The sequence below is a fragment of the Salinibacterium sp. NG253 genome (assembly GCF_015864945.1).
Classification (GTDB): domain Bacteria; phylum Actinomycetota; class Actinomycetes; order Actinomycetales; family Microbacteriaceae; genus Rhodoglobus.
In genome coordinates, this window is record NZ_JADYWF010000001.1 from 1,266,186 (window position 1) to 1,278,574 (window position 12,389).

12 protein-coding genes are annotated in these 12,389 nt (G+C 58.1%); all 12 read right to left on the reverse strand.

Going from position 1 to position 12,389, the window contains the following annotated elements; all coding sequences use genetic code 11:
• Positions 1 to 100 precede the first annotated feature (100 nt).
• The 12 genes from fusA to I6E52_RS14525 all read right to left on the reverse strand — a co-directional run bounded on the left by fusA (position 101) and on the right by I6E52_RS14525 (position 12,212).
• On the reverse strand, positions 101 to 2,215 hold the full coding sequence (gene fusA, locus I6E52_RS06200; RefSeq protein ID WP_197106469.1) for an elongation factor G: 2,115 nt from the start codon (positions 2,213 to 2,215) through the stop codon (positions 101 to 103).
• An 89-nt stretch (positions 2,216 to 2,304) separates the two neighbouring features.
• Positions 2,305 to 2,775 carry a 30S ribosomal protein S7 gene (gene rpsG / locus I6E52_RS06205; protein WP_009773140.1) on the reverse strand — a complete coding sequence of 157 codons (471 nt, stop codon included), beginning with the start codon at positions 2,773 to 2,775 and terminating at the stop codon, positions 2,305 to 2,307.
• Positions 2,775 to 3,149, reverse strand: coding sequence for a 30S ribosomal protein S12 (rpsL, locus tag I6E52_RS06210; protein WP_197106470.1), 375 nt, complete (start codon positions 3,147 to 3,149; stop codon positions 2,775 to 2,777). The genes rpsG and rpsL overlap by 1 nt, the downstream gene beginning before the upstream one ends.
• 335 nt (positions 3,150 to 3,484) lie before the next feature.
• Entirely contained in the window at positions 3,485 to 4,321 is an 837-nt protein-coding gene (locus tag I6E52_RS06215) for a hypothetical protein (protein WP_197155524.1), read from the reverse strand.
• A 117-nt stretch (positions 4,322 to 4,438) separates the two neighbouring features.
• The gene (locus I6E52_RS06220; RefSeq protein WP_197155525.1) at positions 4,439 to 5,149 is read right to left on the reverse strand and encodes a hypothetical protein; all 711 of its coding nucleotides are present in this window, start codon (positions 5,147 to 5,149) and stop codon (positions 4,439 to 4,441) included.
• Positions 5,146 to 5,952, reverse strand: a complete 807-nt coding sequence (locus I6E52_RS06225) for a fimbrial assembly protein (RefSeq protein ID WP_197155526.1) — start codon at positions 5,950 to 5,952, stop codon at positions 5,146 to 5,148. Before I6E52_RS06225 ends, I6E52_RS06220 begins: the two co-directional genes overlap by 4 nt.
• Complete coding sequence (gene pilM / locus I6E52_RS06230) at positions 5,949 to 6,989, reverse strand: type IV pilus assembly protein PilM (protein ID WP_197155528.1); 1,041 nt, start codon at positions 6,987 to 6,989, stop codon at positions 5,949 to 5,951. Before pilM ends, I6E52_RS06225 begins: the two co-directional genes overlap by 4 nt.
• Before the next feature lie 19 nt (positions 6,990 to 7,008).
• On the reverse strand, positions 7,009 to 7,812 hold the full coding sequence (locus tag I6E52_RS06235; protein WP_197155530.1) for an A24 family peptidase: 804 nt from the start codon (positions 7,810 to 7,812) through the stop codon (positions 7,009 to 7,011).
• Positions 7,809 to 9,560 carry a hypothetical protein gene (locus I6E52_RS06240; RefSeq protein ID WP_197155532.1) on the reverse strand — a complete coding sequence of 584 codons (1,752 nt, stop codon included), beginning with the start codon at positions 9,558 to 9,560 and terminating at the stop codon, positions 7,809 to 7,811. The genes I6E52_RS06235 and I6E52_RS06240 overlap by 4 nt, the downstream gene beginning before the upstream one ends.
• Entirely contained in the window at positions 9,557 to 10,264 is a 708-nt protein-coding gene (locus tag I6E52_RS06245) for a type II secretion system protein (protein ID WP_197155534.1), read from the reverse strand. Before I6E52_RS06245 ends, I6E52_RS06240 begins: the two co-directional genes overlap by 4 nt.
• Positions 10,264 to 11,643, reverse strand: coding sequence for a prepilin-type N-terminal cleavage/methylation domain-containing protein (locus I6E52_RS06250; protein WP_197155536.1), 1,380 nt, complete (start codon positions 11,641 to 11,643; stop codon positions 10,264 to 10,266). The genes I6E52_RS06245 and I6E52_RS06250 overlap by 1 nt, the downstream gene beginning before the upstream one ends.
• Before the next feature lie 140 nt (positions 11,644 to 11,783).
• On the reverse strand, positions 11,784 to 12,212 hold the full coding sequence (locus I6E52_RS14525) for a prepilin-type N-terminal cleavage/methylation domain-containing protein (protein ID WP_197155538.1): 429 nt from the start codon (positions 12,210 to 12,212) through the stop codon (positions 11,784 to 11,786).
• Between the last annotated feature and the right edge of the window lie 177 nt (positions 12,213 to 12,389).

Sequence of the window (12,389 nt, forward strand, 5' to 3'; positions counted from 1 at the left end):
TCCTCAGGACTCGGTTGCTCTGCACCCGACGACTTTTCACTGCCGAATGTTTCGCAAGTTGGTGTGTATCTATGTTAGTTGCGCGCTGGTAGTGCGGCGATTACTCGCCCTTGTTCTTTGCAACAATCTCGTCAGCTACCGCGCGGGGAACCTCAGAGTAACTGTCGAACGTCATCGAGTACACCGCACGACCTGAAGTCTTGGACCTCAAGTCACCGACGTAGCCGAACATTTCCGACAGTGGTACGTGGGCGCGAACGACCTTTACGCCGGTCGCGTCCTCCATGGACTGGATCTGTCCGCGGCGACTGTTAAGGTCACCGATGACGTCTCCCATGTACTCCTCGGGAGTACGAACCTCGACCGCCATGAGCGGCTCGAGGAGAACTGGGTCAGCCTTGCGCGCTGCCTCTTTGAATGCCATGGTTCCCGCGATCTTGAACGCCATTTCTGACGAGTCAACATCGTGAGCAGCACCATCGAGGATGATTCCCTTGACGCCGACCATCGGGAATCCTGCGAGGATTCCGACGTTCATCGATGCCTGGAAACCCTGGTCGATTGAGCCAATGTATTCACGAGGAATACGGCCACCGGTGACCTTATTTACGAATTCGTAAATCTTGTCGCCTTCAACCTCCATCGGCTCGAGCGAGATCTGGACCTTAGCGAACTGTCCCGATCCACCCGTCTGCTTCTTGTGGGTGTAGTCGTGCTTGTCCACAATGCGGCGGATGGTCTCGCGGTACGCAACCTGCGGCTTACCAACGTTAGCTTCAACGTTGAATTCGCGCTTCATGCGGTCTACGAGGATGTCGAGGTGAAGTTCACCCATTCCCTTGATTACCGTCTGGCCAGTTTCCTGGTTCTGTTCGGTACGGAACGTGGGGTCTTCTTCAGCGAGCTTCTGAATAGCAATACCAAGCTTCTCTTGGTCAGCCTTCGTCTTCGGCTCGATCGCTACCTCGATCACGGGCTCAGGGAACGTCATCGACTCGAGAACGACCTGGTCGTTCGGGTCACACAGCGTGTCACCAGTCGTGGTGTCCTTGAGGCCAATGACGGCGTAGATGTGTCCAGCGGTAACGCTGTCGACAGGGATTTCCTTGTTAGCAGCCATCTGGAAGATCTTTCCGATGCGCTCCTTCTTGCCCTTGGTGGAGTTAGCAACAGCTCCACCAGAGTCAAGGTGTCCCGAGTACACGCGAATGTACGTGAGGCGACCGAAGAAGGGGTGCACAGCAACCTTGAAGGCCAGAGCCGAGAACGGCTCCGAAGCGTCAGGCTTGCGGATGATGATCTTGTCTTCATCGCGGGGGTCGCGTGCTTCCATGGGAGGCACGTCAACCGGCGAGGGAAGGTAGTCGATAACAGCGTCGAGCATCGGCTGAACGCCACGGTTCTTGAAAGCAGAACCACAGAGAACCGGGTAGATCTCGCTGTTGACGGTGAGCTTACGGATCGCAGCCTTGATCTCAGCAACGCTGATCTCTTCGCCGGCGAAGTAACGCTCCATGATGGCGTCGTCGGTCTCCGCGACAACCTCGAGCAGAGCGGTGCGGTATTCCGCAGCCTTCTCCTTGAGGTCTTCGGGGATCTCTTCGATGGCGTACTTAGCGCCCATCTGAACGTCACCCTTGGAGTCTCCGCGCCACGTGAGTGCACGCATCTCAACGAGGTCAACAACACCCTCGAACTCAGACTCGAGTCCGATGGGGAGCTGAATAACGAGGGGACGAGCACCGAGGCGCTTCACGATGGTGTCTACCGTGTAGTAGAAGTCCGCGCCCATCTTGTCCATCTTGTTGACGAAGCAGATGCGAGGAACGTCGTACTTGTCGGCCTGGCGCCAGACAGTCTCTGACTGCGGCTCCACACCCTCTTTACCGTCGAACACAGCGACTGCACCGTCGAGAACGCGGAGCGAACGCTCCACCTCAACCGTGAAGTCAACGTGGCCGGGGGTGTCGATGATGTTGATCTGGTTTTTGTTCCAGTAACAGGTAACAGCAGCGGACGTGATCGTGATGCCACGCTCTTGCTCCTGCTCCATCCAGTCAGTAGTCGACGCACCATCGTGAGTTTCACCAATTTTGTGGTTTACACCCGTGTAAAACAGGATGCGCTCAGTCGTAGTGGTCTTGCCGGCATCGATGTGAGCCATGATGCCAATGTTGCGGACCTTAGTCAGGTCGGTGAGCACGTCCTGTGCCACAGGTTCCTCCGAAGTTTGTTGGTGAAGCGAGAATCTCAAGAGTGAAGCGAGCCAGACAGCGTCTGACCCGCCTCACTGCGAGGTGCTGACTACCAGCGGTAGTGAGCGAATGCCTTGTTCGACTCGGCCATCTTGTGGGTGTCTTCGCGGCGCTTTACAGCGGCGCCAAGGCCATTCGATGCGTCCAAGATCTCGTTGGTGAGACGCTCAGTCATCGTCTTTTCACGACGACCCTTTGCGTAGCTCGTGAGCCAACGCAATGCGAGCGTGTTTGCGCGGTGAGACTTGACCTCAACAGGAACCTGGTAGGTCGATCCACCGACACGACGCGACTTGACCTCAAGGGTCGGGCGAACGTTGTCGAGAGCCTTCTTGAGAGTGACGACGGCGTCTTGGCCGGTCTTCTCGGTAACGCCTTCGAGTGCTCCGTAAACGATGCGCTCTGCAAGGCCCTTCTTGCCATCAAGAAGAATCTTGTTGACAAGCTGGCTGACAATGGGGGCGCCGTAAACCGGATCCGCGACTACGGGACGCTTTGGTGCTGGTCCTTTACGAGGCATTACTTCTTATCCTTCTTCGCGCCGTAGAGGCTACGAGCCTGCTTACGGTTCTTAACGGCCTGGGTGTCGAGCGCTCCGCGAACGATCTTGTAGCGAACACCGGGGAGGTCCTTTACACGACCACCGCGGATGAGCACCATCGAGTGCTCTTGAAGGTTGTGACCTTCACCGGGAATGTAGGCCGTGACCTCGGTACCGTTAGAAAGCTTGACACGAGCAACCTTGCGAAGAGCCGAGTTCGGCTTCTTCGGAGTTGTTGTGTAGACGCGCGTGCAAACGCCGCGCTGCTGCGGGTTGGACTTAAGGGCGGGAGCCTTGGTCTTGACGACCTTCGGCGTGCGTCCCTTACGCACCAACTGCTGAATGGTGGGCACTAAATTACTCCTTGATTTTGCTGCACGGTGACAGCGTCATGATGGTTAGCATTCGACGTTCTTTTCAGAACACCGAGTTCATCTGGACCCACGCACCCACCGAACTGATCGGTTGGTTTGCGGGTATGCCGTGGGGGCCAACCGGAAGGTCGAACCCTGTGGTGTGGAGTGACTCGCACCTAAGCCCCGCGTGAACGGGAAACCTCGAGAGGCATGACTTAAGCGCACGACAAAGCGCACACCTCAGAAAGAATAGCCTCCGGGATAGGCCGGGGTCAAATGGTCACAGCCCACACGCAGGCTCCAGAACAGGGCACGCGTGTACGGCAGAGACTTTAGCGCTGAGCAGCAGTTTTCTCCGCGAGCTCGGCTTCCCACTTGGCACGCGCATCCACGTTGCGTTGCGTGACCTTGCGGCCTCGTCTCGCGACCAACGCACCCGTCCACAGCGAGACCTCACGGCCCAGCAAACCTGCTGCGATCACAAGTGGATCCGCCAGCGCTGCAAGGAACATTGCGTGAGCCTGCTCCGGAGTGTTCTGAATGACTCCGTTGATCAGCAAGAGCGCGCCGACGGTGCCGAAGTACACGACAAGCCCGACGATGATGCTCGAAAAGACGTGTGCTGCCCAGCCTGCGCGGTTCACAATGAGCGCAATCACGATGGCGCCAAGTGCGAAGAAAGCGACGGGAACGTAGAACGACGGCGCCTGCACAAAAGCGACCGCGACTCGGCCCGACTCAGCTGCACCAATGATGACGACAGCGATGGCGAAAACGATCGCGAAGGCGACAGTGGATGCCAGCGCAATGAAAATACCGAATCCACGGTTGCCGGCAACCTTCGGCGGCGTCGGCGCAGTCACATAAACGACGCGGGGCTCACCGGATGCAGCGGCTCCCGTCGTCTCGGCCACTACCGGCTCGGGCTCGGGCTCGGCGATAATTTCGGGCTCAGCAGCGAGCGTTGGCTCAACAACGGGCTCCGCTTCAGCTTCGAGGGTGGCGTCATCGTACACAGCAGACTCAGTGGACGCCGTGGGCGCCTCAACGGGGTCTACAAGCGGCGTAGCAGCGTCAGAAGCCGCGGGGGTCTCGTCGACAACCACAGCATCCTCAATGTTGTCGTCGTTCTCCGGTGAAGAACCACGCTCTACAGATGGATCGGTCATGACTGATGCCTCCTCGTGCCAGCGACTGATTCGCTCAGTCTACCGAAGCAACCCTCAGAAACGAGAAGAACGCCACGACCCAAAGGCCGTGGCGTTCATCATCAGCGTTCGAAAAGACTAGCCAACTGTCGTGCCGTCAGCGCCAGCGTCGACGTTCAGAGTCGAGACGTCAGTGCCAGGAAGGACGTAGACGAAGCCGTCAACCTTCATCTCAAAATCGCCCGTCGAGGTGGCGGGATCGAGAATGACCGAACTCAAAGTGAATACGCGTAGACCGGTTTGGGTGCTCTCCAAGAACTTGTGAAGCGCAACCGGGTCTCCTTCTAACCGGAGGCTCACTGCAACGGCAATCAAGCCGGGAACCGAAGCTACCGATTGCGTGGTTCCCGTCGCATCGGCTTCAGCCGCAGTCGAAGCTTCCGCCTCAGCTTCGCCCTCGTCACCCTCGGCTGGAGTAACTGGAGCTACATCGGCCTCGGGCGCGAGTGCCTCTTCGGCGCTCAGATAGCTAACTCCGAGCAGCGTGACGTCTGCCTTTGCTGCCAAAGTCGCTGCCTGCGCCGCGAACACTGACGTGTCGTGCACCGCTGGGATCGCTCGCTGGAGATCTTCCAATTCCGCGAAAAGCGACGCGGAATCTTCGTCTAGAGCTTTGAGCCTGGCAAGCTCCGCTGCTTTTACTTGATTCTGGATTTCAACGTCAGCAAGCTGACGATCCGATTCTCCAGCGGCGCTGTAGGCCGGGCCAACACCGACCGCATAGCCTGCGGCGAGAATAATTACAACGGCGAGCACACCGATCAACGTCCATAAGCGCGTCATGGTCATGATCCGCTCCCCTCTTCAGTAGCTTCCTCTGTCGGCACAGGCGTCGACGTCGCTTCCGGCGTCTCCGTCGGAGCAGGTGTCGGCTCCGCCTCGGCATCTTCTGCCTCAGCTTCTGGGGCATCTTCGACACCGTCGAATCGATGGACGAGCGCTTCTTCGTCGATGTAGATCACAAAGTTCGCGGTGTAAGTGCCGTTTTCTTCGCGCTCGGCTGTGACAAGTGTCGTATCCATAACACCGGTGACACCCGTGCTCGATCGAAGCCATTTATCAGCATCTGTGACGCTGGCGAAATTAATCTCCATCGCAAGTTGGGCAAGTCGTCCTGGTTCAAGCACTGACACTGCGGTACCGAACTCTTGAAGAGGTGTTGCAGTCTCAAAGCTGTAGGAAACGATGCCCGCTGCGCCATCAGGCAGCTTCTTTCCAAGAGCAGTAATCAGGTCCTCGACGGATACTTCCGTTGAGGTCGCAAAGATACGAGCGCTCGTTGCCGACTGAACCATTTGGCCCGCGACACGCACATCGTTGTATTCGCCCTGCTGCGTGATCAGGCTCTGCGTGAGCGAGCGCGCGTTCTCGAGCGCAAGGTAGCGCTGCAGGGCATACAGGTTCATGCCCGCTGAGGCGAGAATGACGACGCCGATTGCGATGATGGCAACGAAAATTGCACGGCCACGCGCGCGGCCTGCCGCCTTCTTCTGGCCGACTTCTGGCGGAAGGAGACTTACATAGGGCGGGTACGCAGTGGGAACTTTCAGTTCCTTGCGTGCCTTAGGCGCCTTCTTCTTATCGTCGCTCATGCGGAGACCCCCGTAACCAATCCCAGTGCCACTGCCATATCAAACGGCGACCCGGTTCCCTTGAGACCTCGCGACACCGCGGTCATAGTGAACGGGTCAGGCAACGACGCCGGCGTCTTCGTGAACTCAGAAACTGTTTCCACGAGGCCTAACAACTGTGAACCGCCACCAGTCATGACGATGCGATCGATCGCACGGTTATTGCGTGCATTCTGGAAGTACGCGATTGTGGCACGAATCGCCATGAGCGTTTCGTTAACCAGTTCGAACGAGACTTCAAGCGCGGGGCGCTGCTCAGCCGTCGCGCGTGCCGCGACGACACCGACTGAACGCTTAATTGCTTCTGCATCTCGCGTTGAAATATCGAGGCGCTGCGAAATTCCCTTGGTGATGTCAGCGCCACCGTTGGGAAGGAAGCGGATGAAGTGAGGCACGTGCCCTTCCAACGCAACCAGAGTGGTTGTCGAAGCTCCGATATCGACCAACAGCGTGGTCATCGTCGAGAGCTCCGGTGTGGAGAACAAACGCGTGAGAGCAAAGGGTGCGAGATCCACGTTGACGGGCGTCACACCGCCGGCGGATGCGGCATTCACGTTCACAAGAACGGGAGCCTTGATCGCGGCGACGAGCATGCCCTGCAGCATCGGGCCGTTTTCTCCCTCTGCCTCGGCAGCGGGATAAAAATCGAGCAGCGCATCCGACGCGGGAACCGGCAATAGATCCTGCACTTGGAAGGGCAGCGACTCGCGCACCTGGTTCAGCGGCAGACGTGGCACCGTGACATCGCGCGCGACAACTTTGGAATTGCCAAAGCCGATCACAACATCGCGAGTGCGGAAGCCGTTTGCCGACCACAGCTTCTTGATGGATGCCGTCACAGTGGCGGAGTCGATGACCTCGCCCGCGCGCACAGCGCCCTCTGGTAGCGACACTTCGCCGAAGCGAAGCACCGTTGGCTTCTGAAGGTGCGGGTTTTCGACTTCAACAGCACGGATTGCTGTTGAGCCGATATCCAGCCCCACTAATTTCTTTCCCATAGTTCCCCCCGGGCCACGGTCAAACGAGACCGGCGGCCACCATATATCCATTCCACAGTTGTGAACCGAAAGCAATGCCTACCCATGCGCCCGCGATCATCCACGGCCCAAATGGGATAGCTGTGCGTCGGCCTGCACGTCGAATAATGAGCAGTGCGATTGCAAATATGCCCCCGAGCAAGAATGCCGCAAAGGCACCCACTGCTACGACCCCCCATCCGAGCCACCCCAGATAGAGGCCAAGCACGGCGGCGAGTTTGACGTCGCCCATACCCATACCGCGAGGCTGGATGATGGCGACGACGAAGTAAAAAGTGAAGAGCGCAGCGCCGCCGAGGAGAGCTCCGATGAGCGCTCCCCAGTCTCCGGTGCCAGCACTAGCGACAGCCAGAAGCACAATACCGACGACGATTGACGGCAACACAATGCGATTGGGCAAAGTCTGCGTGTCGAGGTCGATGAGAGTCAGCGCGATTGAAATGGCTGCCAAGTAAAGGAACGCCGGCAAAGCCCAAATGAGGCTCGTTTCGGCCCCGATTACCGCCGCGACAAGACCGAACGCAATCGCCGTCGCTGCTTCGACCAGGGGGTAACGAACCGCGATGGGTTCGGAGCAATCGCGGCAGCGACCGCGCAGCATCAGCCAGCCGAGCACAGGAACGTTGTCGTACCAGCGGATGCGGTGTTCACACTTCGGGCAGGCGCTCGGTGGCGACGTGAGGTTCTCCCCACGCGGCAACCGCCACACCACCACGTTCAAGAACGAGCCAACAGCAAGTCCAAGAATCACTGCGAAGATAACGAGTAAAGCAGTTGCTGTCATCGAGCGGCACCCGATGCCTCGTAGGCCGGCTCCACCTCAATCCACACGTTCACACCATACGTGGTGGTCACAGGCGAAAGGAACTTGGGCGGAGCGGTGTACTTGAGACGACCGTCATAAACGTAATTCTTGACGTATCCACCCGAACCGCTGCGCACAATTCCACGGAACTTCTGCGCGATAGCACCGTTGACGGTAAGGGTTCCTCGACCGCTTCCGATGCTGGGATTCTGGACTGCGAAGGTGTGACCGACAGAAAGAATGGCGGCATCGATGCGACGGTTGGTGCCGCTCAGCAAGGTGTGGTGGTAGTAGCGGTTGTCGCCGGTAGTCGGGTTCCAGACCCAGACCGCGTCGTTTCCGACGAGCCCGAGCACATCTTCCTGCGGGTCGTTGTACTTGATGTCACCGGTGACATAAACATAGTGCTCGGCAGAAAGCGTGGTCTGTCCGCTGAGCGTGCCCTTAACAAAAAGGTCACCGTTGCGGCAATCGTAGCTTCCGCTCGGGGCGACTTCGTAGCGAATCGGGTAACCGATGCCGTTACCGTTACCGTTGCTGTCCCGGTAGCCGCTTGCCCCTACGCAGGAGAGACCGCTTGGATAGCTTGAGCTGGCCCAGTAGTTCGGGTCGCTCGAGACGCTCGGCACGTTCTGGACATAGATCACGTTGCTCGGCGGCAGAGTGAAAGTTGCTCCCGCGCTGCTGTTCAGCGCAGTAACGCTGCCGCACGCCGCAGGCGCGCTTCCGCCAGTCGCGGGTGAGCCAGTGATCTGGGTCTTCTTGGTCCACGGCGAGTGCACGGTGATCGTGCCATTCGAGTTCAAAGTGATCTCAGTTGGCCCGGTGTAGAGGCAACCGGGACGCGCTACGCCGTCCGTCGTAAGATCTGAGCGCGTTTCACGCAAATGCTGCGAGTTAGTTGCCGGCATTCCGATCACGGGGCTGAAGCTTGGCGATCCAGGAACGTCGAAGTACTGACCGTTGCAGTAGTTGCCATTGGAGTCGCGGGAGTTGTACTTGATCCCGCTTGAGGGACGGTAGCTCGTGGTGACGGCGCCGAGGAAGCTGGCGCTACAAATACGAATTGTGTCGTTCGAGTGGACTGGACCGTCGATGGTGTCGCCACCGGAGAAGGCGATTTCGCCACAGTTTCCCGAAATACTGTCGCGGCCATCCCACCAGTACTTGACGCAACTGCTGCTCGCGCTGCTGAACGACGGATCCATGATCTCGTAGTCAGTGAAGTAGAGGAAATCAATGAAGCCGGACTGGCGGAGATCCGCCACGATTGTGCGCGTTTCGCTGCCAACTTTGCCTGTGGAGCGCACACGGATAGTACCGCTGCTCTGGTACGTGGAATTGTCGACTTCGTAGCGGAAGGACGAGTTATCGCTGCTTCCCGCGATGCTTACCCAAGGATCACCCTCAGCTACGTTAAACGCCGCATTGGCGTTCGTGCCGGTAGGAAGCCGAACGTCGCTGCCACTCGAGAATGCGGCAGCGGGGTTTCCGTACTGCACATAGGAAGTGTCCTCAGAGAGCCTGCTCTGATAGTCCTCAACACCGGCGTAGGCAGCGGCGAGCGATGCAGACCACTCTTGAGTCGCCGCGGCTTGACGGAAACCGCCGGTGGCATAAGCGACAGCAGTAGTGACAAGCAGGCCCAGCACGACAGTGACACCAATCACCATCGGAAGCGCTGCGCCCTTTTCGCCACCAAGGCGAGCACGAAGAAAACGGATCATCGATCGATTCCAATCCTGGAGAACCCTAGGTTCGGGATACCTACGGTGTTTTCGAGAGTCGCCGTCTTAGCGTCACCCGAATCATCGGTTTGAACTGTCATGGTCACTTTTACCGCTGCGATAAGACGCCGATCAGATTCTGAAAGAAATCCGCTCGCCGGAATCGTCAGCTCGACGTTGTCCTTTGTATAGAACTGGAAAACTGGAGTGCTGCCGGTAGCAATCTGGCGAACAACGGTGCGCTCGGAGGCAGCCGCACCGTAAAAGGTGAAATAGCCGGACGATAGCGCCCGGGCATCCCACCGGGTTTCTACGAGGGTACGGTCGCCAGTGATCTGGAACTGCACCTTCACGGGCTCTGGGTTGAGCGCGTCAGTATCAAGGTAGGCCTGCAACACAACGTGTTCAGGGGCGGCAAAACTGAATACCGGTTCGTTCAACGTCACCGAGGCAACCGGATTTTCTGTGCCGGAGCGGATGACACGTGTGAGTTCATTCATCGCGATCGTGGCCGCTGAAGTATTTGCCGTCGCGGAACGCTCGTCAGCGAACGTTCGCGTAAACGTCACGAAGATCGTCATCACCATCGCCATGAGCATTCCCATGAGTGCGATCGTGACTATAAGTTCGGCGAGGCTGACGCCTGACTCTTCTCGCTGCAGGCGTGAGACTCGACTGAAAAGTACTTCTTGAAGTTTTTGCATCAGACGGCCACCCGCGGATCAACGGTCACGATGCCCGGCACCGTTTCGGTTGCACCCACGATGGGGCTGAGGATGTCACCGAGGCTCACCGGGAGCCAAACCCCCAAAATGCGTTGTTCAATTTCCCACGTGCCGTACGGCAGCGCGATGTACTGCGTGCTGGAGTTCAGCGTGCTGAAGTTCAGAGTGACTGATTCCGTGCAACCAGGGTCACCGCTTCCTGTTACGGGAGCGGTTGACTTCACACGAATGCGATTACCGGCGATCGCACTCACGTCAACGAGCCCCATCGGCACGACCATGTCGACGCTGCCGCCCGGATTAGCTGCAACGGGAGCTGGGTCGGGGGAACGATAGGTAACGCCCGCGACAACTTCTTCTGGCCAGAGCGCAGGATTTGGAGAGGCGCAATAGTCAGCCGTGCTCGCGGAGTCTTCTGGCTTGGGGATGTAGGTGCCAGCAAGTCCGACATAGCCCGAGCGCCACGGGAACAAATTGACGCTGTTGGTGAGACTCGAAGAGCTGCTCGACTCGGTGTACACACCATAGGAGCTCAGGAACGACGTATCCATGTTTCGTGAGATCTCAACATTCGCAGGAGCGGGCTCTGCGATGTAGCTCACGTCGAAGCGAGCCGCTTCGTCATAGTTGAAGGACACTGAACTCGCCGTGCCGGCGACAACCTGTGTGAGTTGGCTCGGTGAGCTCGACTGGCCATCATCAGTAACGTAGCCGGAGCGGGAGACACTGACGTTGTAGTTGCCCGGTGCAACTTTCAAAATGAACGTGCAACCTTCGTCATCTGTCGGAGCAGGCGAAGTCGACAAGCTCTGAGCACCTTCAGACGGCGATGCGGGGGTTGCCCCCACGCTGACCCCGGATGAACCTTCACCCGAACCGCCAATGACGGACACCAGGATCGTGCCGAGATCGGGGTCGTTGATGCGGTCGTTCGGAGCAAGAAGAGTGTCGAACTGCACGGGCTCGGTGCCGACGCGCATGTTGGGCCACGTGACTTCGATGTTAATGCGCTTGTACTGAAGCGTTCCACCGCCCGAACCGCAGGTGGCGTCGGCGTTGCTCGACGGGACCCAAGCTGTGGAGCGAGTAACAGTAAAGACGTCACCGTTGAGCGTCTTGGTATACGTTTCGTCAAAAAGTGTGAAGACGTCGCCGGCATCTCGAGCCAGGTCGACCTCTTGGGCTGCGAGGTTTGAAGCAACGACGCGAGCGCGATTGTCGCGAGTAATGGCGAGCACCGTCGCCAAAGATTGGAGAACGCCAAGCGAGACGATCGCAAAGATCATCATTGCGACGAGAACCTCAAGAAGGCTCAATCCTGAATCGGAGCTACGAAGACGCTGTAGAACCTTATACATGATGAGCCCTTTCTTGCGGGTGTTAAGGGTGTGTAAGTCGTGCTGGGGAGATGGGTTCTCCCGGTGAGAGCGATCACTCTCGAGGTGTGGAAACGGGGCGCCGCCGCTTGGCGACGCCCCGTTTCTAAACTAGCTAGTTACTACGGGGTAACAGCCGTGTCGGTGGTAATACCGGTGTTGCTGTCGTAAGCCCACGCCTTGGTCGTGTACTCAGAGTGTTCTACGGCGAAGGTGTAGCTGTTGCCGTCAGCAGCAGGAGTAACAACGAGCGTTACGGAAGGCGTTGCCTTGTAACCGTTGTCCGAGAGGCCGGTGTCAGAGAGACCGGTGAACGAACCGTTGTTGCTTACGGCGAAGGTCTCGGCTGCGATGACCGCGTTGGCGATGTCCGACTTGACCTGTGATTCCCAAGCGCCCTGGCGCTGGTTGAGGAAGAAGGGGATAGCGATCGCGGCAAGGATGCCGATGATCAGAACAACAACGAGGAGCTCAACGAGTGTGAAGCCCTTCTGGTCGTTCTCGAGGTCTGAGCGCTTGCTGCGCAGTGCTTCGTTAATACGTGCGATCATTTTGGATTTCCTGTCTGTGGTTCGGATCTTGGACAGGGGCCCCCAGAAAAAATTAGCTTCTCAGCCCCCCACAAAAAATACTCTCAACATGTGGGCAACCTGAGAATCCCACAAACGGGGGTGAACTGCCTGTATTGCGCCCCCAGTCTGAGGGGTCATGTGCGCGTCGCAGCGCAT

Coding starts and splice junctions, on each gene's coding strand:
- I6E52_RS06240 (WP_197155532.1), bottom strand. CDS start 9,560: ATGATCCGTTTTCTTCGTGCTCGCCTTGGTGGCGAAAAGGGCGCAGCG.
- I6E52_RS06250 (WP_197155536.1), bottom strand. CDS start 11,643: ATGTATAAGGTTCTACAGCGTCTTCGTAGCTCCGATTCAGGATTGAGC.
- pilM (WP_197155528.1), bottom strand. CDS start 6,989: ATGGGAAAGAAATTAGTGGGGCTGGATATCGGCTCAACAGCAATCCGT.
- I6E52_RS14525 (WP_197155538.1), bottom strand. CDS start 12,212: ATGATCGCACGTATTAACGAAGCACTGCGCAGCAAGCGCTCAGACCTC.
- rpsG (WP_009773140.1), bottom strand. CDS start 2,775: ATGCCTCGTAAAGGACCAGCACCAAAGCGTCCCGTAGTCGCGGATCCG.
- I6E52_RS06245 (WP_197155534.1), bottom strand. CDS start 10,264: ATGCAAAAACTTCAAGAAGTACTTTTCAGTCGAGTCTCACGCCTGCAG.
- I6E52_RS06225 (WP_197155526.1), bottom strand. CDS start 5,952: ATGAGCGACGATAAGAAGAAGGCGCCTAAGGCACGCAAGGAACTGAAA.
- I6E52_RS06235 (WP_197155530.1), bottom strand. CDS start 7,812: ATGACAGCAACTGCTTTACTCGTTATCTTCGCAGTGATTCTTGGACTT.
- I6E52_RS06215 (WP_197155524.1), bottom strand. CDS start 4,321: ATGACCGATCCATCTGTAGAGCGTGGTTCTTCACCGGAGAACGACGAC.
- I6E52_RS06220 (WP_197155525.1), bottom strand. CDS start 5,149: ATGACCATGACGCGCTTATGGACGTTGATCGGTGTGCTCGCCGTTGTA.